The following is an 18007-nucleotide window of genomic DNA, read 5'->3' as shown; positions in this document are numbered from 1 at the left end:
CGTGGCGAATGTCCTGGTGACCGGTGGCTCACGGGGCATCGGCGGTGCGATCAGCAGGGTGCTGGCCGCACGCGGCGATGCTGTCGCGGTCCATTTCGGCTCCGACAGATCGGCCGCTGAGCAGGTCATCGGAGAGCTCGACGGCGACGGGCACATGGCGGTTCGCGGCGATCTCCGCGACCCCCAGGCGGCCGCCGACATCGTCGACGCAGCCGTGACCGGTCTCGGCAGCATTGACATTCTGGTCAACAACGCGGCGATCGCCCCGAGCGACGCGACCGCTCATCGGGTCGACGCCGTCGACTATGAGTCCTGGCAGCGAGTCTGGAACGAGATGCTCGCGGTGAACCTTCTGGGGGCGGCGAACCTGAGCTATCTGGTGGCCCGGCACCTGATCGATCGGGGCGCACCGGGTTCGATCGTGAACATCGGATCCAGGGGCGCCTTCCGAGGCGAGCCGGACTTCCCGGCATATGGCGCAGGCAAGGCCGGTCTCCACGCACTTGGGCAGTCTCTGGCTCTCGCGCTGGCACCGCACGGCATCTCTGTGACCTCGATCGCCCCCGGGTTCATCAGCTCCGAGCGTCAGTCGTCGAAGCTCTCCGGAGAAGCCGGCGACGCCCTGCGGTCCCAAAGCCCCTTCGGGCGGGTCGGAACTCCCGAAGAGGTGGCCCACGCCGTGGCATACCTGACCTCTCCCGAAGCGGTCTGGGCGTCCGGCACCATTCTTGATTTCAACGGCGCGTCACACCTGCGCACCTGAGGCGTCTCCGACGCCGGCCCCATAGGCTCGGGCAGCCGCCGCGTAGATTGCTGGAACATCCGTCCCGGCCGGGAATCGCCCGGCCAGCTCCAGATCGACCAGCCCCTTGATCGTGGCCCACGCCGCAAGCGCCAAAGGCACATCGCCTCCGCAGGCGGCGACCAGCGGAGCCCCCGCGCGCCGCTCCAGTCCGTCGGGAAGTCGGGCACGGTCGATGGGGCGGTCATGGAGGAGACGGTGCGCATGCGGATGGCGCAAAGCCCAGCGGCGGTAGGCGGCGGCTATCGCATCGAAGGTGGCGGCGGGGACATCGAGCGCGTCCACCTGTTCTGTGAAGCACAGCAGGACCAGTTCAGCCTCAACCGCCGCCTTGTCCGGGAAATGCTTGTAGACCGAAGGGCCCTTGATGCCGACGGCGGCGCCCAGTCGCCTGATGGTGATCGCCTCCAGACCCTCGGTCTCCAGAAGGTCTCGCGCCGCCCGAGCCAGCTCGGTGCGGCGGTCCCTTCTGGGCTCTGCCGGATCGCCGTTCATCGTCATCGGGCAGACCCTGTCTCGACTCGGTGCTTGAGTGACTCGTTGAAGGCTGCGAACCCGGCTTCGCCGCGGTCGGTGGTGCCCTTCATCAAGGAGGCGAGGATCCCCGTGAAGCGCTCACTGTGCACCAGGTGCGTCGTGCCGTCGTCGTTCGAGGTGAGGAAGAACGAGTGCTCACCGTCGAGGATCCCGCCGAGACCCAGCTTGCCGATCCAGCGCAGCTCCCGGCCAGGCTCCGCAGCCAGAAGAGTGGGTGTGAATCTCATTCCCCGTCCTCCGTTGCCTCTCAGGTGCACCACGAGTCTGTTGCCGACCTCAGGGGTCCCCTCGATGGACCTGATGAAGGGGTTCCAGCCATCCTTCTGGTAGGAGCGGAAGTCTGTCAGGGTCTCCCAGACGGCCATAGGTGGCGCATCGATGGTGATCGACGTTGAGACGGTGGTGCTCATGATGCTCCTGTCTTCCGATAATGTGGCTATCAACGTTAGCCTCTGCTGGAGTCAACGACGATGAGCAGAGATCTATGCCCGGTGGCCGGGGCGCTCAGGGGGGTTTTCTCAGCTGTTCCCCGCATGGCAGAATCGCAGGACAGATCAGGGTTCTTCCCAGATGCTCCACGTCGCGGAGGCCCCATGCAGCCCCATGATTCAACGCAGTCGCACACCGGGTTCGTGCCGGTAGCCCCTGACGCTGTCCGAGGTTCCGAGCGGGACTCGGCAGAGACGGATGCGGCCACCGTCGGGCAGGAGGCTGTTCCCGCCGCCGTCCCGGAGACCGTGGGCGCTTCTGTCCATACGGGCGTTCACACGGCCATCGATCCGCGCATCGACCGTGATGAGCACGAAGCCCTGCTGCGGCCGATCGTTCGTCCCGCCGAGGAGCCTGAGGACGACGTCGGCTTCGCGCGCAGCCTGACCCTGCACGTCCTGGACTCCTGGCACCACTCGGCAGCGGAGGAGACGCTGCATGACTGGCCCGAGGCGGTCCATGATCCGGAGGTCCAGGGCAGCCCGGAGTCTTATCGGTTCGAGGACCTGACGTCCGCGCCGCAGTTTCCGACCACGACGTATTTTCCTCCCGATGCGGGAGGCGGAGCGAGGCCGTGGTCTGAGTCCCCGTCCGATCCCCCGTCCGATCCCCTGTCTGATCATTCGCTGTCTGCGGACCGTCGTGCCTCCCGATGGCCCGTGCAGTCCGGTGTGGACACCCCGGTGGAACCGGGCTTGGGGGAGCAGGACTCGGCAGGCGTAGGGACGGCGCCGCGGCAGTCCGGGCGCAGGAGCATCTTCCCCGGACGGCTCCTGGCGCAGAAGCTGATCCGTCCCGTCTCGCAGGCCACGGGTCAGATGTCGACGCTGGACTGGCTCTCCGGGACTCCCTTCGAGAACCCGCATCAGGCCCAGGAGCCGGGGGAGGCCGATGAGCTGGTCACGATCAACCTGGTCCTCGACCTCGGGGAGGCACTCTTCCGGTATGGCGCAGGCGCGCTGGAGGTGGAGACCTCGATCCTTGCGGTCACCTCGGCCTTCGGGATGAAGAACACCGATGTGGACATCACCAATCAGTCGATCATCCTGAACTGGTCACCGCCGGGGAAGATCCCCTACTCGCGGGTGCGGGTGGTGCGTTCCTGGTCGGCGAATTTCCGGGCGCTCTCCGAGGTGCACACCCTGGTGACCGATATCGCGTTCGGCCGGATCACCCGCGCGGAGGCGGAAGAGACTCTGCAGGACATCATCGGCGACCCCAAGCCGTACCCGCGCTGGGTCGTCGCGACGGCGGGGGCGCTCTTCGCGGGGCTGTTCGCCAGCTATACGGGGGCACCGCTGCTGGATGCATCCCTGGGGTTCCTGGCCACGCTTCTGGTCCTCGCGGTCACCCGCCAGCTCACGATCTGGCGGGTGCCGGAGATCTTCACGCTGGCGGTGGGCGGCTTCCTGGCCACCGCCGTGGCGCTCTGCGCGCTCACCCTTGGCGCACCGATCACCACCTCGATGGTGGTGGCCGGGGGACTGATGATCCTGCTGCCCAGCGTGCGGATCGTCTCGGCCATCCAAGATGCGATCAACGCGTTCCCCATCACTGCGGCAGGCAGGCTGGTCTCCTCGCTGGTCGCGTTCTCCGGACTGACTGCGGGGATCATGGTCGGCGTCGTGCTCACCGGACGGGCCGGTGCCCCGGAGCTGGACGTCACCCAGGAGATCATGCGGATCTACCATCCTGGGGTCCTTGCCGCCCTGGTGTTCCTGACCGCGATCACGGCCTCGGTGGTGCAGCAGGCTCCCTACCGTCTGCTGCTGCCCACCGGAGCCGTCGCGGCGCTCGGGTTCGCCGGTGTCTCGGCGGGCGAGATCATGGGCTTCGGGGGGTGGTTCACCCCGATCCTGGGCGCCACCGTGGTCGGTGCGCTGGCCAGGGTCGTGGCACTGCGACTGCGTGCCCCGCAGCTGGTCGTGGCGGTTCCCGCGATGATGTTCATGCTCCCGGGCCTCATCGTCTTCCGCGGGATGTATCAGATCGCGATCAGTGAGTCTTCGGTCAGCCGGACCGCAGGTCTCTATGAGATCTTCGATGCGCTGATCATCATCATGGCCATCGCCGCCGGGATCGTGCTCGGAGACGTCTTGATGCGGCCGCTGACGAAACGCCTGCAGTCCAACGAGCGCACCAAGGGACGACGACGCTGACGCCCGCCAGGCCGCAGCGCGGGGGATACTGGGTCCATGCGAATCGCGCTGATGCAGCACACCGCCCGCCCGCTGGAGTCCGAGCACAATCTTGAGCTGATCGACGACGCCGCAGCCCGGGCCCGCGCTCAGGGAGCGAAGCTGCTGCTCACGCCTGAGCTGTTCGGCTTCGGCTATGTCCCGGAGCAGATCCGGACCCAGGTCAGCGCGGAGCAGGTCCAGGCGGCCCGGACCAGGCTGCGGGGCATCGCCCGGGACCGGGGGATCGCGATGGTGTGGTCCCTGCCGGGTGTGCAGGCTCCAGATCGTCGCGGCATCACCGCCGAGCTCGCCGACGAACACGGAGAGGTGCTCGCCAGCTACCAGAAGGTCCAGCTCTACGGGCCCGAGGAGAAGGCGGCCTTCGCCCCGGGGGACCAGCCCCCGCCCGTGGTCGGCTGGGGCGGAGCGCAGGTGGGACTGCTGGTCTGTTACGACGTGGAGTTCCCTGAGATGGTCCGCGCCGCCGCGGTGCGTGGAGCTCAGCTGGTGCTCGTGCCCACGGCTCTGGCCGGGGACGAGACCTCGGTGCCGGGGATCCTGCTGCCCGCGCGCGCGGTGGAGAATCGGATCACCCTGGCCTATGCCAATCACTGCGGCGCCGAGGGCGGGCTGGTGTTCGATGGGCGCAGCGTCGTCGTCGGACCTGCCGGGAGGATCCTGGGGGAGCTGGGTGCGGAACCGGGTCTGCTGGTCGTGGATCTGCCCGAGCCGACCGAGGGATCGGGTGCTGGCGGCGCAGACTACCTGCAGGACCGGCGCGCAGAGCTCCACCGGAGCTGGCTCTAGAGCACCGCTCAGTCCAGCCGCACCGGGGCGAGGTCCTCCCAGAGGTCGCCCGGGCCCGGGTTCTCACGCGCCGCCGCACCGCCGAGGTGGTGGAGCACGCCCCAGACTGCGTTCAGCGCCGTGGTCACCGCGCCGTCGGCCCAGCCGGCGGTGAAGGAGATGTCGTCTCCGGCGAGGAAGACCCCGCGCTGATGCTCCGGCAGTCGGTCCTGGACGAAGTGCCCGAACAGCCGCTCCTGATAGCGGTAGTGCCCCGGCAGATTGTTCTTGAAGGCGCCCATGAAGTTCGGGTCCGCCTCCCAGGAGACGGTGATCGGCTCGCCGATCATGTGCGCGCCGATGTCCACCCCGGGGTAGATCTTCGCCAGCGAGTGCAGCATCAGCCGGGTCCGCTCGGCGGCGTCCAGCGGCAGCCACTTCAGTGCGTCGTCGTTCCAGGTGTAGCTGAGCAGGATCGCGGCGGGTCGGTCCGGGCCCTCGTCCAGCAGGTAGGTGGCGCGGGGGAGTCGGTCGGTCAGGGTCATGGACATCACCGGGCGCCCCGTCTCCGGGTCGATGTCCCGCCAGAACGGTCGGTCCACCATCACGAAGGTCTTTGAGGAGAGCATGTAGTGGCTCTTCTCGATCGCGGTCCACATCGAGGGGGCGAAGAGGTTCTCGTCGGTGTCGATGCGCGCCGAGAGCAGCCAGGACTGGCAGGTCACCACGGCGGCCGCGAACTCCTGGGTGCGGCCCCATTTCTCGGTGACCCGCACCCCGCCTCCGGGCAGCGCCGGATTGGTGCCGCGGTGGATCCCGGAGACCGCTCCGCGCGGCGCCCCGCCATGCAGCGATTCCAACGAGGTGCCGGCCGCCCAGTACTCCAGCTGCTCCGGGCGGTGCTTCCAGAGCTGGACCGGCAGCCGCTGGGCACCGCCGACGATGCTGCGGTGGTGATCGTCGGCGCCGGTGAACACCACGCGCAGCACCTCGAGGATCGAGTTGGTGAAGTCGGTGTCCCAGCCGCCGCTGCCGAAGCCGACCTGCCCGAAGGCCTCCAGGTGTTCGAAGCTCAGCTCCTTGAACGCCTGCGTGGAGGAGAGGAATCCGTAGAAGGACTCGTCGTCGAAGCGCTCCACCAGCTGGTTCCAGAGCCGCTTCAGCGTAGACACGTCGCGGTCACAGATGGCCTGCTGCACCGCCTCGAGGTCCGCGTCCTCGGTGAGGGCGCGCTGCCAGGCGCGGGCCACCTCCGCGAAGAACGGCGGCAGATGGGTCGCGTCCTCGGCGTAGTGAGACTGGCCCTTCAGCTCGATCACCGTGGAAGGTGCCGCCGCGGTGAGCGGGTTCGGGAACTCGCGGGTGGGCAGCTCGAGCAGATCCACATAGTGGTAGAACGCCTTGCCCGAGGTGGGGAAGCGCATCCCACCCAGATCGGCGACCACCTCCGGGGCCGCGGCGAAGGACTGGGTCTTCAGCCGACCACCGATCTCCCCGGCCTCGAAGATCACCGGTTTCAGTCCCAGCTTCATCAGCTCATAGGCGGCGACGACGCCGGCCAGCCCGGCTCCGATCACCGCGACTTCGGTGCCCTGCGCCTGCTCCGGAATGCTGCCGAGCCCCGCCGGGTGCTGCAGGTAGTGGTCATAGCTGAAGGGGAAGTCCGGATTCAGCATGGTGAGCGTGTCCTCTCCGGGTGCGGCGTCCGCCGGATCCGGAGTCTCGGGCAGCGGGCTGGAGAGCGTCATGAAGACCAGCTTATGGGGCCGAGGAGGGAGTTCGTGTGACCTTCGGCGGGAGACCCCTCCTCCCGGCGAGCGTCCAGACTGCCGGTGGAAGGTGGGAGCTCACGCGACCCAAGACCAAAGGACCATCGCCATGGCGCGCTTCACCTCTGGCTTCACCGCGACCAGCACCGCCTCCGAGGTTCTCGAAGGGATTGATCTGCGCGGGAAGTCCGCGGTCGTGACCGGAGCCTCCTCGGGGGTCGGGGTGGAGACCGCCCGAGCTCTGGCCGGGGCAGGAGCCCACGTGGTGCTGGCGGTGCGCGACGTGCCCGCGGGCCGCCGAGTCGCCGATGACATCGCCCGCACCCATCCAGAGGCCTCCACTCAGGTCAGACCGCTCGACCTGGCCGACCTCCCCTCGGTGCAGCGGTTCACGGACAGCTGGTCAGGTCCACTGCACCTGTTGATCAACAATGCAGGCATCATGATGACCCCCGAGCTGCGGACCCCGCAGGGGTGGGAGCTGCAGTTCGCCACCAATCACCTGGGACACTTCGCTCTGGCGCTGGGACTCCAGGCAGGGCTTCTCGAGGCCGGCGGCGCCCGGATCGTCTCGGTCAGCTCCAGCGGACACGGAATGTCAGACATCGTCTACGAGGACCTGTTCTTCGAACGCAGGCCCTATGACCCGGGTCAGGCCTACGGCCAGTCCAAGACCGCGAACGTGCTCTTCGCCGTGGAGGCCTCCCGGCGGTGGGCCGCGGAGGGCATCGCCGCCAACGCGGTCATGCCGGGAGGCATCTGGACCAACCTGCAGCGCCACTGGGACCCGCAGGCACTCGCCGACACCAAGGCCTATGTGGCCGACGCCGGCATCGCCATGAAGACCCCTGCCCAGGGCGCCGCGACATCGGTCCTCGCCGCCGCCTCCCCGCTGCTCGAGGGTGTCGGCGGGCTCTATCTCGAAGATTGCCAGGAGGCCGAGACGGTCCCGGAGATCATCAACGGCACTCACGGGGTGAGGGGATATGCGTTGGATCCCGAGAACGCCGCACGGCTCTGGGCTGCGTCTACGGAACTTCTGCACTCGAGTTAGGCTCACCTTCCCAATAATTTGCTAACATGCAGATGTGCCAATCAAACGAACCCCCGCCACGCTGCGAACAGAGTCAGTCTCGGTCTCCTACGGAGCCTCCCCGGTGGTTCTCGACGCGGACGTCGAGCTGCTCCCCGGCGGGGTCACAGCCCTGATCGGTCCCAATGGCAGCGGCAAGTCCACTCTGCTGCGGGGCATCTGCCGACTCGCCCACACCACGGGACGCGTCACCCTGGACGGGTCGGACAGTGCGGCGCTCTCTCCGCGGGCCTTCGCCAAACGACTGACCATTCTGGCGCAGCAGCGCCCCACCCCCGGCGGGCTGACCGTGACCGAAGTGGTCGAGCTCGGCCGGCATCCGCACCGGAAGCGCTTCAGCCGCACCGATGAGGCATGCGCGAAAGCGGTCGAGCGCGCCATCGTGCTGACCGGACTCGAGGAATTGCGTCATCGTCCCGTCGCGGAACTTTCCGGCGGACAGCTCCAGCGGGTCTGGCTCGCCACCTGCCTGGCCCAGGAGACCGATGTCCTCCTGCTCGATGAACCCACCACGTTCCTGGATCTCAAGCACCAGATGAGCCTGCTGGACCTGATCCGGGACCTCGCCGACACCCACGGGCTGACCATCGGGGTCGTGCTCCATGACCTGGAGCAGGCCGCCGATATCGCCGACCGGGTCATCCTGGTCTCCGAGGGCAGGATCACCGCCGCCGGGACCCCGGCCGAGGTGATGACCGCTGAGCGGCTCAGCGCCACCTTCGGCGTGAACATCCACGTGGCCACGCTGCCCTTCGGCGGACTCGCCGTGCGCGCCCAGCGGTCCGGGCGACGCTCCGCCGCCCGCGTCGAAGAGCTGGCCGAACCGGTGCTGCTCTCCGCCTAGCTGCTGAGTCCACCTCGTTTGGTCGCGCCGCATCCACGCTGAACGCGTCCCAGCGGTCGCCTGCCCTCTTCACCCCTGCCCGACCCACAGTTTTCACTCCGTGTTCGACCTGTTAGACCCCTACCGAAAGGAACTCCTCTCACCATGAACTTCTCTCCCCGCCTCGGCAGGACGTCAGCGGCCGCCGCCGTCGTCCTGATGGCGCTGACCGCCTGTGGCACCACCGATGTCGAAGACACCGAGGAGGACGCGGCCGCCGCCGAGTCCGGGCCGATCACCGTGACCGACTACCGCGGGGAAGAGATCACCCTGGAGGCACCGGCAGAACGCGTGGTGACCCTGGAGTGGGCGCAGACAGAGAATGTCGAGGTCCTCGGCGGGAACCAGGTCGGCGTCGCAGACCTGGAGGGTTACGGAATGTGGAACTCTGCAGCTCCGTTGGATGAGGACACCACCCACGTCGGGCTGCGCACTGAGCCGAGCCTGGAGGCCATCGGCCAGGCCGATCCGGACCTGATCCTCGGCGTGGACGTCTCGGTCCCGGAGGGTCTGCTGGAGGATCTCGAAGAGATCGCTCCCGTGGTGCTGCAGCCCGGAGCTGACGCCTCGGATCCACTGGGCAACATGGAGGACAACTTCCGGATGACCGCGGAGCTGCTCGGCGCCGAGGACCGCGCCGACGAGGTCTGGGCCGAGTTCGAAGAGACCCGCGACGCCGGGGCCGAGACCATCGAGGCGGCCGGCGCCGCCGGCACCCCCTTCGTGCTGGTCTACCCGACCGTCGAGGGCAACACCGCCACCTTCCGGATGCACGGCCCCGGCGCCCTCGCGCAGACCCTGGGCGAGGAGATCGGACTGGAATCGGCATGGGAGGACGAGGGCGATGAGGCCTTTGCGATCAGCCAGTCCGACATCGAGGGCCTGACCGCGCTCGAGGACGACACGATCCTGTACTGGTGGACCGCCGAGACCGAGCCCGAGGATCCCTTCTCCGCGCTCGAGGAAAACTCCGTCTGGAACTCGCTGGGCTTCGTCGAGAATGAGGCCACCCACCCGGTGGAAGAGATCTGGATCTATGGCGGCCCCGCCTCGGCCGGTCAGTGGATCGACTACCTCGCCGAGACCGCAGCCGAGACTGCCGGCCAGTAGTGACTGAACTGAAGAGTGTCGCCGAGGCGCCGACGCCGCTCCCCGGTGACCACAAGAGGTCCCCGGCGAAGGCGCGGGCCACTGCATTGGGCGCCCTGGTCATCGCCGGTGTGCTGCTGGGGCTGCTCTCGGTGGTCCATCTGACCCAGGGCACCTCCGCCACCTCGCCGGGGGACCTCCTGGCGGCACTCTTTAGCTCCGACGACGGCGAGTCCGCCTCCCAGCTGCGGGCCCTCGCGCTCGATTCGCGGCTTCCGCGACTGGTGGGCGGGCTCGTGGTCGGGGCGGCGCTGGGCATCGCCGGGTGCGCGCTGCAGGCGATGACGCGCAACCCGCTGGCCTCCCCGGACACCCTGGCGGTCAACGCGGGGGCGCACCTGGCACTGACCGCGGCGGCGGCCTTCGGGATCTCGCTGCCGCTGCTGAGCTCCGCGGCGCTGGCCTTCCTCGGCGGCGGCGTGGCGGCCGGCGTCGTGCTGCTGCTCGCCGGGTTCTCCGAACATGCTCCGATCCGACTGGTGCTCGCCGGCACCGTGGTGGCCATGGGCCTGGCCTCGGTGACCGCCGCGCTGCTGATGCTCTACGCCCAGTCCACCCAGGGGCTCTTCCTCTGGGGCGCCGGCACGTTGAACCTCGCCGGACTCTCCGGGCTGCTGCCCCTGCTGCCGGTGGTCATCGCCGCGACCATCGGCCTGGTGCTGCTCGCGCGCAGCACCGATGTGCTGTCCCTGGGCGCGGACACCGCCCAGTCCATGGGCGTCAACGTGGCCTTCCTGCGCGCAGGCCTGCTGATCTGCGCCGTCGCGCTCTCGGCGGCCGCGGTGACCATGGTGGGTCCGCTGGGCTTCGTGGGCCTGTGCGCACCGGCGATCGTGCGCCTGCTCAGCTCCCGGATCACCCGGCTGGGCCGCTTCACCTGGGCGCTGAGCGCCTCCGCGCTGCTCGGTGCGCTGATCGTCATCGGCGCCGACGTCGCGGTCCGCGCCCTGGTCTTCGCGGTGGCCGGCCCCAATCTGGCCGTGGCCATCCCGACCGGAGTGGTCACCTCCCTGGTCGGCGCGGTGTTCCTCGTGGTCCTGGCGCTGCGGATGCGCAGCGCCGGAGGAAACCAGGAGATCTCCGCGATGCCGCTGCCGCACGGGATCACGCTGAGCCGCAGGGTCACGCTCACCATCGCCGCCGCTGTGCTGCTGATGCTGCTCGCCGGGATCGGCATGCTGTTGGGGGACTGGTGGCTGCGCCTGGGCGACCTCCAGCTCTGGCTCTCCGGAGAAGCAGCACGCGCCATTGAGATCACTCTGGACTTCCGCGGCCCCCGCGTCGCCGCGGCGGTGCTGGCCGGAGCCGTGCTGGCGATCGCCGGCGCGCTGGTGCAGACCGTGACCCGCAACCCGCTCGCGGACCCCGGCATCCTCGGGGTGGCCGCCTCCGGCGGCGCGGGTGCGGTGATCGCGCTGATCCTGTTCAACACCTCGGCCTGGACCATGTCCGCCGGGGCCGCCGTGGGCGCGGTGCTCGCCGGACTGGTGGTGTTCCTGCTCGCCGGTTCGCGCGGAAGCTCCCCCGAGAAGGTGGTGCTGGTCGGGATCGGCGTGATGACCGCCGCGCAGGCGATCACCCAGCTGCTGATCTCCTCCACGAACCCCTATAACCAGGCGATGGCGATCTCGTTCCTGGGCGGCTCGACCTTCGGCACCACCTGGAGCGACCTCACCCCGATCCTGCTGATGCTGCTGCTCTCCATCCCGGTGCTGATCTTCCTGCGCCGGGAACTGGACCTGATCAGCATCGATGACCTGACGCCGCGGATCCTCGGGGTGCGGCTGTCGGGGGTGCGCGCCACCGCGCTGATCATCGGGGTGCTGCTCTCCGCAGTGGCCGTGGTCGGCGTCGGGGTGATCAGCTTCGTCGGCCTGGCCGCCCCCCATATGGCGCGGATGCTGGTCGGCCGGGAGCACCGCTGGTTCCTGCCCGTCGCCGCGCTGCTGGGCGCCGTGCTGGTCTCGGTCTCCGACACCTTCGGGCGCACCGTGATCGCGCCGGATCAGCTGCCTGCCGGGCTGGTCGTGGCGGTGCTCGGTCCGCCGTACCTGCTGTGGCTGCTCAAGCGCTCCACCCGCAGCTGAGCGGGATCAGACGACGCGGGGCCCGGCACCAGGTGCCGGGCCCCGCTGTCGAGCAGGTGATCAGAGCTGTGTGAACGGCCCTGGGTGATCAGCCCTGGGTGACCAGGCCGAGGACCTCGTCGCGCACGGATTCCATCTGCTCCTGGCTGTGCGCCTCACCGTTGAACCGAAGGAACGGCTCGGTGTTGGACGGACGCAGGTTGAACCACCAGGTGCCGTCCGTGGCGCGCACGGTGAGCCCGTCCATGTGGGAGATCTCGGTGTCACGGTCGGTGAACGCGGCTTCGACGCGCTCCGCGGCGCCGGCCTTGTCCTCGACCTCTGAGTTGATCTCCCCGGAGGCCGCGTAGGGGTTGAACTCGGCGGCCAGTTCGCTCAGCGGCAGCTCCTGGTGGCCCAGTGAGGCGAGCACGTGCATCGCGGCGAGCATGCCGGTGTCGGCGTTGAAGAACTCGCGAAAGTAGTAGTGCGCGGAGTGCTCTCCGCCGAAGATCGCCTGTTCCTCGGCCATGACGGCCTTGATGTAGGAGTGGCCCACTCGGGTCTCCACGGCCCGGCCGCCGGCCTGCTCCACGACCTCGGGGACCGCGCGGGAGGTGATCAGGTTGTGGATGACCACGGGGGTCTCTTCACCCTCGGCCTGGGCGCGGGTGATCTCGCGGCGGGCCACCAGGGCGGTCACCGCGGAGGGAGAGACGGGTTCGCCGAGTTCGTCGATCACGAAGCAGCGGTCCGCGTCGCCGTCGAACGCCAGACCGATGTCTGCGCCGGTCTCGCGCACCTTGGCCTGCAGATCGCGAAGGTTCTCCGACTCCAGCGGGTTCGCCGGGTGGTTGGGGAAGGTGCCGTCGAGCTCGAAGAACAACGGGGTGATCTCCAGCGCCAGGGCGGCCAGCAGGTCATCGCCGAGCACCGCGCCGGTGGTCAGCCCGGACATGCCGTTGGCGGCGTCGACCACGACCTTCAGCGGCTTGATCCCGGAGAGGTCCACCAGGGAGCGCAGGTATTCGGAGTACTGGGCGAGGATGTTGATCAGCTCCACCGAGCCGGGCTCCTCAACTGCGGGGATCTCTTCGGCGTCGAGGTAGGCCTGGGCGGCGTCGCGGATGTCTTCCAGTCCGGTCTCCGCCGAGAGCGGCACAGCGCCGGCCTTGGACATCTTCATCCCGTTGTACTGCGCGGGGTTGTGGCTGGCGGTGAAGACCACGCCCGGGGCTTCCATGGTGCCGGATGCGAAGTAGAGCATGTCGGTGGAGATCAGGCCCAGCTGGGTGACGTTCGCCCCGCGGGAGGTGGCCCCCTGGGTGAAGGCTGCAGTGAAGTCCGCGGAGGATGCGCGCATGTCACCGCCCACCAGCACGGTCTGCCCGGCGAGACCGAGGACGTCGACGAATGCGGCGCCCACGGCGCGCACCGACTCTTCGGTGATGGTCTCGTCCACGAGTCCGCGGACGTCGTATGCCTTAAAGGAGGCTGAAAGATCAATAGTCACGGGATGATCCTACGTGAGCGGGGGTCATCTAGCTCATGCCCAGGAGAACCGACGTAGACTGGCAGTGTGGAAATTCTGGTAGTACTCGCAGTCGGTGTCCTCTTGTTCCTGGGTATTCGCATGCTCATGCAGCGGCAGGCCCAGAAGCTCAACGACGGCATCAAGGTGGCGGTGACGCCGGAGAACGCGCGCAAGGCCGCGCTGGCCCTCTCCGACGAGCAACACCGCGAGCTCTACCGCGCCATCGGCGCCGAGGACGGCCGGCGCGCGCTGGCCATATTCAAGCAGTCCACCGGCGCACCGATCAAGGACTGCATCATCGCGGTCCAGGCCCTCCACGTCTACCCCCAGCAGGCTCCCTCCGAGCTGCGTGTCGAGGATGAACTGGGCGGCTCCGACGACGACGGGGCGGTCTCGAGCCCGGTCGATGCCCGCGACCGCCCTGCGCCCGAGGACGAGGTCCTCGACGGCGAGCTGGTCGAAGACGTCATCGACGGAGTCCGCGACGACGCCGGCACCTCGGACCGCGGCCCCTCGGATCGCGGCACCTCGGACCGGGACCCCTCCAAGCCCCTCGGCGAGGCCGACCCGCAGACCGGCGAGATCATCGGGGAGAACTCCCAGCAGCTCCCCAACGTCCCCGGCGGCGACAAGCCCAGCAACGACGCCGAGACTCCCCACGATGTGGACGCCCGGGCCAAGCGCCTGATGGCAGAGTCAGGGTTCAACCCCGAGGACGAGCTCACCATCCCCGAGGACTGGGACACCGAAGAGGAAGAGATGGCGGGCTTCCACCTCGAGGTCCAGCGCGGCGAGGAGAAGATCACCCTCTCCCACGATGACCTGGAGCCCTGGGTCCACGACCAGCTCTACGCGCTGCTGCGCGACGACCGGGTGGACCAGGCGGCCGAGCTGCTCTCCGCGCACTCGCCGCTGACCAAAGAGGAAGCCCGCAAGTTTCTCGTGGTCTTCAAGAACCAGACCTGACCCGGATCTCGCCCGAGTCGCTGACGGAGACCTGACGTGCCCGAGGGAGATACCGTGTTCCGGCAGGCGGCCGTGCTGCACGCCGCTCTCGGCGGGAAGATGCTGGCCTCCAGCGACTTCCGGGTGCCCAGCTACGCGACGGTGGATCTCTCCGGCCGGACCGTTCAGCGGGTGATCGCCCGCGGCAAACACCTGCTGATGCAGTTCGGTGACCTCACGGTGCAGTCGCATCTGAAGATGGAGGGCACCTGGCACGTCTACCCCTGCGACCCCCAGGGTGGACGCCCGCAGTGGCGACGCCCGGCCCACACCGCGCGCTGCGTGCTGCGCACCCAGGACCAGGAAGCCGTGGGCTTCTCGCTGGGGGAGCTGAGCATCCTCTCCCCGGCGGAGGAGGGTGAGAAGCTCGCACACCTAGGACCCGACCTGCTCGGCCCAGACTGGGATCCCGCAGAGGCGACGCGGCGGCTGCTCTCTGCGCCGCAGCGCAGCATCGGCGTGGCGCTGCTGGACCAGCGCAACCTCGCCGGCATCGGCAACGTCTTCCGCAGCGAGATCTGCTTCCTCGCGGGCATCCTGCCCACCAGACCCGTGGCCGAGGTGGACAATCTGGCTCGGGTGATCGAACTCAGCGAGAAGCTGCTGACGGTGAACCGGCTGCGCATCCGCCGGTGCACCACCGCCAACCCCACGGCCGGACCGCCGTACTGGGTCTACGGGCGCGGTGGCAAGCCCTGCATGCGCTGCGGGACCCGGCTGCGCAAGAGCGAACTCGGCGAGGCGGAGCTGCGCAAGGCCGCTGTTGCCGACCGGGTGATCTACTTCTGCCCGTCCTGCCAGAGCTGAGCTCGACCCAGATGCCCGGATCCCTCCCGTCCTGATCGCCCGGAGCTCGGGAGTGCCGGGATACGGGACTGCCCGACACTCAGGACTTGACTGAGTCCACGGTGGAGAACGTCGTGAACGCGATGTCCAGGGCCTCGAGCATCTCGATGTCTCCGTCGCGCTCGGCCCAGTGCGAGAACGCAGTGTCGAAGCAGGTCAGCGCCGCGTGGACCAGCACGCGGGCGCGCAGGTCGCTCCAGCCCGCGGGTCCCTCCACCGCGGGGATCAGCGTGGGGATCAGGGACTGCGCCAGGTTCATCTGCTGTTCGAGATGTCCGGCGCGCAGGGTGTCACTGGTGTTGACCACTCGCAGCAGCCGCGACCAGCGCACGCGCTCGGTGCCGATGTTCTCGGCGACGTGGCGCATCGTCTGATGCAGCGCCTCCCAGGGGTCCACCTGAGTGAGGTGGTCGCTGAGCAGTGCGGGCAGATCCACGCTGGTCGTCGGCAGGTCACCGAAGAGGACCTCCTCTTTGGTGCCGAAGTAACGGTAGAACGTGCGCGGCGAGATGCCGGCCGCGGAGGCGATGTCATCCACGGGTGTCTGGTCGTAGCCGCGCTCTTCGAAGAGCCCAAGCGCGACATCCGCGAGCTCTCCGCGCAGTGCGCCGCGCGCTCGTTCACGTATGCCGATCGCCGGTGATTCGTCCATGTGTTCAGTCTAACTGTCGGTTTTGGCAGACTCTGCCACGATAGTCATATAGTGTCTCTCCGGTGAGGTTACGCATGCCCGCGTCCGTCCCTCGCGTGATTTTTCTTTCAAGGAGTTCAACAGTGTCCGTGAGCACAGAGGCCGAGACCCGGCCAGAAGCGATCGATCCTCGGGGAATGCGCGTCATCTGGCTGCTGCTGATCTCGGCCTTCGTCGCGATCCTCAATGAGACGACGATGGGCATCGCGATCCCGCAGCTCAACGTGGAACTGGGCATCGCACCCTCGCTCGGACAGTGGCTGACCAGCGCGTTCATGCTCACCATGGCAGTGGTCATTCCGATCACCGGCCTTGTCCTGCAGCGCTTCAGCACCCGGGGCGTCTACCTGACCGCGATGACGCTCTTCACCCTCGGCACGCTCATCTGTCTCGTGGCCCCCGGGTTCACGGTGCTGCTGCTGGGGCGCATCGTGCAGGCCTCGGGCACCGCGATCATGATGCCGCTGCTGATGACCACCGTGATGAACGTGGTGCCGGAGCACTCCCGCGGTCGGATCATGGGTCGCGCCGGCATCGTGATGGCGCTTGCCCCCGCCATCGGCCCCACCCTCTCCGGTCTGATCCTGGACTCGCTGAGCTGGCGCTGGATCTTCGGACTGATCCTGCCCATCGCGGTGGTCGCTCTGCTGATCGGCGCGAAATGGATGCTGAACCTGGGGGAGTCCCAGTACCGGCGCATCGACGTCGCCTCGGTCATCCTCTCGGCCCTCGGCTTCGGCGGTGCGGTCTTCGCGCTGAGCCAGCTCGGCAGCGCCCACGGCACGGAATCCGCAGACACCCCGACCAGCGTGATCGCCCTGATGCTCGGCGCCGCAGTGTTGTCCCTCGCGCTGTTCGTGTGGCGCCAGCTGCGGCTGCAGCGTCGCGAGCAGGCCCTGCTCGACCTGCGGGTCTTCCGCTCGGTGAACTTCACGATGGCCGTCGTGGTCATGACCATCCTGGCGCTGTCGATGTTCGGCAGCCTGACGCTGCTGCCGCTCTACCTGCAGAACGTCGTCGGTCTCTCAGCCACCCAGGCCGGACTCATCGTCCTGCCCGGCTCCGTGGTGATGGGCATCCTCGGCCCCATCGTCGGTCGCATCTACGACGCCCGTGGCCCCCGTCCGCTGCTCATCCCAGGCACCATCCTGGTCTCCGGCGGCCTCTGGTCCTACAGCCTGGTCGGTGAGAACACCTCGGCCGCCCTGCTCGCGAGCATCCAGATCGCGATGTCCATCGGCCTGGCGATGTCCTTCACCCCGCTGTTCTCAGCCTCGCTGAGCTCACTGCGGCCCAGTCTCTACTCCCACGGCTCCGCGGTGCTGAACACGCTGCAGCAGGTGGGCGGGGCTGTCGGCGTGGCAGTGCTGATCACCACGATGTCCCGGGTCGCGGCCCAGGAGTCGGGCTCGCTCGGGGAGATCGCGGCACAGGCCTCCGGGGCGCAGTCGGCGTTCATGGTCGCCGGAATCATGTCTCTCGCCGCCGTGGCCGGAGCGTTCTTCGTGCGGTCACCGTCGCGGATCGCGGCACAGCAGCCCTGATCAGCTAGCGCTTGTCGAGCGCCTTCTCGTGGTGCGCGGCCTCGGCACCGGTCTTCTCGGACTCCACGACATAGACCGGGTCCTCCGAGGAGGCGCGGAACGTCTGGCCCTGGTGCTCGAGGTCCTTGGTGTGCTTGCTCTTGATGGTGCCATGGGTCTTGCCCTGCGGGGTGTTCCAGGAGACCTTGTCGCCCTTGGTGAATGCCATGATCGGTGCCTGCTCTCTGCTGCGGTGGATGCTCAGTCGGCGTCGTCGAACTTCTCCCGGTTCGCCCAGGTCTCACCGGGGTCTCCGCCCCAGGCGTCCCAGGCGACCCGGCCCGGGCTGGGATAGCCATGCTGCCCGTGGTGGAAGCCCTCGGCGTCGCGGTCCACGGTGTGCCGGGCGAAGTACTGGCGCATCTTGTGGATGTGCTCCAGCGGGACCTCGGCGCCCTCGGCCAGCTCTTGTGCCCGGTGGCGCCCGGTGTCGGTGAAGCCCTTCCCGGCCTTGCCCTCATCGATCCAGGTCAAGGCGCGCTGGGCGGCGTGCTGGACGTCCTGCGGGGGAGTGTGGCCGGTCATGGGTGACCTCCTGGGTAGGGTCTGTTCACGCTTTACTGTACTGGGCGTGTGAACCCTGCCACCGGCATG

General features: G+C 68.3%; 17 protein-coding genes. 10 read left to right on the top strand and 7 right to left on the bottom strand.

What is annotated here, in order from left to right:
* Window position 1 precedes the first annotated feature (1 nt).
* On the top strand, window positions 2-763 hold the full coding sequence (locus ACHAA4_RS07050) for an SDR family NAD(P)-dependent oxidoreductase (protein ID WP_435773493.1): 762 nt from the start codon (window positions 2-4) through the stop codon (window positions 761-763).
* Here ACHAA4_RS07050 and ACHAA4_RS07045 read toward each other — a convergent pair.
* Together ACHAA4_RS07045 and ACHAA4_RS07040 are read right to left on the bottom strand one after the other, a co-directional pair.
* The gene (locus tag ACHAA4_RS07045; RefSeq protein WP_435773492.1) at window positions 746-1303 is read right to left on the bottom strand and encodes a TetR/AcrR family transcriptional regulator; all 558 of its coding nucleotides are present in this window, start codon (window positions 1301-1303) and stop codon (window positions 746-748) included. The two genes, ACHAA4_RS07050 and ACHAA4_RS07045, sit on opposite strands and share 18 nt — an antisense overlap.
* Window positions 1300-1749, bottom strand: coding sequence for an SRPBCC family protein (locus tag ACHAA4_RS07040; protein WP_435773491.1), 450 nt, complete (start codon window positions 1747-1749; stop codon window positions 1300-1302). Before ACHAA4_RS07040 ends, ACHAA4_RS07045 begins: the two co-directional genes overlap by 4 nt.
* A 183-nt stretch (window positions 1750-1932) precedes the next feature.
* On the opposite strand from ACHAA4_RS07040, the gene ACHAA4_RS07035 reads away from it, so the two are divergent.
* Both ACHAA4_RS07035 and ACHAA4_RS07030 read left to right on the top strand, forming a co-directional pair.
* Window positions 1933-3987: a threonine/serine exporter family protein gene (locus tag ACHAA4_RS07035; RefSeq protein WP_435773490.1), complete on the top strand. Its 2055-nt coding sequence runs from the start codon at window positions 1933-1935 to the stop codon at window positions 3985-3987.
* A gap of 36 nt (window positions 3988-4023) precedes the next feature.
* Complete coding sequence (locus tag ACHAA4_RS07030) at window positions 4024-4815, top strand: carbon-nitrogen hydrolase family protein (protein WP_435773489.1); 792 nt, start codon at window positions 4024-4026, stop codon at window positions 4813-4815.
* 8 nt (window positions 4816-4823) lie between these two features.
* On the opposite strand, the gene ACHAA4_RS07025 is transcribed toward ACHAA4_RS07030, so the two are convergent.
* The gene (locus ACHAA4_RS07025; protein WP_435773488.1) at window positions 4824-6542 is read right to left on the bottom strand and encodes a flavin monoamine oxidase family protein; all 1719 of its coding nucleotides are present in this window, start codon (window positions 6540-6542) and stop codon (window positions 4824-4826) included.
* A gap of 130 nt (window positions 6543-6672) precedes the next feature.
* On the opposite strand from ACHAA4_RS07025, the gene ACHAA4_RS07020 reads away from it, so the two are divergent.
* From ACHAA4_RS07020 to ACHAA4_RS07005, 4 genes are all read left to right on the top strand, one after another.
* Window positions 6673-7617 carry an SDR family NAD(P)-dependent oxidoreductase gene (locus ACHAA4_RS07020; protein ID WP_435773487.1) on the top strand — a complete coding sequence of 315 codons (945 nt, stop codon included), beginning with the start codon at window positions 6673-6675 and terminating at the stop codon, window positions 7615-7617.
* 34 nt (window positions 7618-7651) lie between these two features.
* Window positions 7652-8500 carry an ABC transporter ATP-binding protein gene (locus ACHAA4_RS07015; protein ID WP_435773486.1) on the top strand — a complete coding sequence of 283 codons (849 nt, stop codon included), beginning with the start codon at window positions 7652-7654 and terminating at the stop codon, window positions 8498-8500.
* A gap of 144 nt (window positions 8501-8644) precedes the next feature.
* On the top strand, window positions 8645-9649 hold the full coding sequence (locus tag ACHAA4_RS07010; protein ID WP_435773485.1) for an ABC transporter substrate-binding protein: 1005 nt from the start codon (window positions 8645-8647) through the stop codon (window positions 9647-9649).
* Window positions 9649-11775: an iron ABC transporter permease gene (locus tag ACHAA4_RS07005; protein WP_435773484.1), complete on the top strand. Its 2127-nt coding sequence runs from the start codon at window positions 9649-9651 to the stop codon at window positions 11773-11775. Before ACHAA4_RS07010 ends, ACHAA4_RS07005 begins: the two co-directional genes overlap by 1 nt.
* A gap of 88 nt (window positions 11776-11863) precedes the next feature.
* Here the strand turns inward: ACHAA4_RS07005 and ACHAA4_RS07000 are convergent, their stop codons facing one another.
* Window positions 11864-13267, bottom strand: a complete 1404-nt coding sequence (locus tag ACHAA4_RS07000; protein ID WP_435773483.1) for a phosphomannomutase/phosphoglucomutase — start codon at window positions 13265-13267, stop codon at window positions 11864-11866.
* A gap of 66 nt (window positions 13268-13333) precedes the next feature.
* On the opposite strand from ACHAA4_RS07000, the gene ACHAA4_RS06995 reads away from it, so the two are divergent.
* Together ACHAA4_RS06995 and ACHAA4_RS06990 are read left to right on the top strand one after the other, a co-directional pair.
* A complete protein-coding gene (locus ACHAA4_RS06995; protein WP_435773482.1) occupies window positions 13334-14254 on the top strand; it encodes a hypothetical protein in 921 nt (306 codons plus the stop codon).
* Between the two features lie 36 nt (window positions 14255-14290).
* Complete coding sequence (locus ACHAA4_RS06990; RefSeq protein WP_435773481.1) at window positions 14291-15100, top strand: DNA-formamidopyrimidine glycosylase family protein; 810 nt, start codon at window positions 14291-14293, stop codon at window positions 15098-15100.
* Window positions 15101-15179: 79 nt separating this feature from the next.
* On the opposite strand, the gene ACHAA4_RS06985 is transcribed toward ACHAA4_RS06990, so the two are convergent.
* Window positions 15180-15791, bottom strand: coding sequence for a TetR/AcrR family transcriptional regulator (locus ACHAA4_RS06985; RefSeq protein WP_435773480.1), 612 nt, complete (start codon window positions 15789-15791; stop codon window positions 15180-15182).
* A 74-nt stretch (window positions 15792-15865) separates the two neighbouring features.
* Here ACHAA4_RS06985 and ACHAA4_RS06980 point away from each other — a divergent pair, with 74 nt between their 5' ends.
* Window positions 15866-17374: an MDR family MFS transporter gene (locus ACHAA4_RS06980; RefSeq protein WP_435773479.1), complete on the top strand. Its 1509-nt coding sequence runs from the start codon at window positions 15866-15868 to the stop codon at window positions 17372-17374.
* Window positions 17375-17378: 4 nt separating this feature from the next.
* Here the strand turns inward: ACHAA4_RS06980 and ACHAA4_RS06975 are convergent, their stop codons facing one another.
* Together ACHAA4_RS06975 and ACHAA4_RS06970 are read right to left on the bottom strand one after the other, a co-directional pair.
* Window positions 17379-17582, bottom strand: coding sequence for a hypervirulence associated TUDOR domain-containing protein (locus tag ACHAA4_RS06975; RefSeq protein WP_435773478.1), 204 nt, complete (start codon window positions 17580-17582; stop codon window positions 17379-17381).
* Between the two features lie 32 nt (window positions 17583-17614).
* Window positions 17615-17938, bottom strand: coding sequence for a hypothetical protein (locus tag ACHAA4_RS06970; protein WP_435773477.1), 324 nt, complete (start codon window positions 17936-17938; stop codon window positions 17615-17617).
* Between the last annotated feature and the right edge of the window lie 69 nt (window positions 17939-18007).

This window comes from Nesterenkonia maliinae (assembly GCF_051262655.1).
Taxonomy (GTDB): domain Bacteria; phylum Actinomycetota; class Actinomycetes; order Actinomycetales; family Micrococcaceae; genus Nesterenkonia.
The sequence above is the reverse complement of the archived record's forward strand: the minus strand, read 5'-3'. Positions and strand labels throughout refer to the sequence as shown.

Excerpts from the sequence above, each read along its gene's own strand:
- ACHAA4_RS07045 (WP_435773492.1), bottom strand. The coding sequence starts at position 1,303 with ATGACGATGAACGGCGATCCGGCAGAGCCCAGAAGGGACCGCCGCACC.
- ACHAA4_RS07040 (WP_435773491.1), bottom strand. The coding sequence starts at position 1,749 with ATGAGCACCACCGTCTCAACGTCGATCACCATCGATGCGCCACCTATG.
- ACHAA4_RS07035 (WP_435773490.1), top strand. The coding sequence starts at position 1,933 with ATGCAGCCCCATGATTCAACGCAGTCGCACACCGGGTTCGTGCCGGTA.
- ACHAA4_RS07030 (WP_435773489.1), top strand. The coding sequence starts at position 4,024 with ATGCGAATCGCGCTGATGCAGCACACCGCCCGCCCGCTGGAGTCCGAG.
- ACHAA4_RS07025 (WP_435773488.1), bottom strand. The coding sequence starts at position 6,542 with ATGACGCTCTCCAGCCCGCTGCCCGAGACTCCGGATCCGGCGGACGCC.
- ACHAA4_RS07020 (WP_435773487.1), top strand. The coding sequence starts at position 6,673 with ATGGCGCGCTTCACCTCTGGCTTCACCGCGACCAGCACCGCCTCCGAG.
- ACHAA4_RS07010 (WP_435773485.1), top strand. The coding sequence starts at position 8,645 with ATGAACTTCTCTCCCCGCCTCGGCAGGACGTCAGCGGCCGCCGCCGTC.
- ACHAA4_RS06985 (WP_435773480.1), bottom strand. The coding sequence starts at position 15,791 with ATGGACGAATCACCGGCGATCGGCATACGTGAACGAGCGCGCGGCGCA.
- ACHAA4_RS06980 (WP_435773479.1), top strand. The coding sequence starts at position 15,866 with ATGCCCGCGTCCGTCCCTCGCGTGATTTTTCTTTCAAGGAGTTCAACA.
- ACHAA4_RS06975 (WP_435773478.1), bottom strand. The coding sequence starts at position 17,582 with ATGGCATTCACCAAGGGCGACAAGGTCTCCTGGAACACCCCGCAGGGC.
- ACHAA4_RS06970 (WP_435773477.1), bottom strand. The coding sequence starts at position 17,938 with ATGACCGGCCACACTCCCCCGCAGGACGTCCAGCACGCCGCCCAGCGC.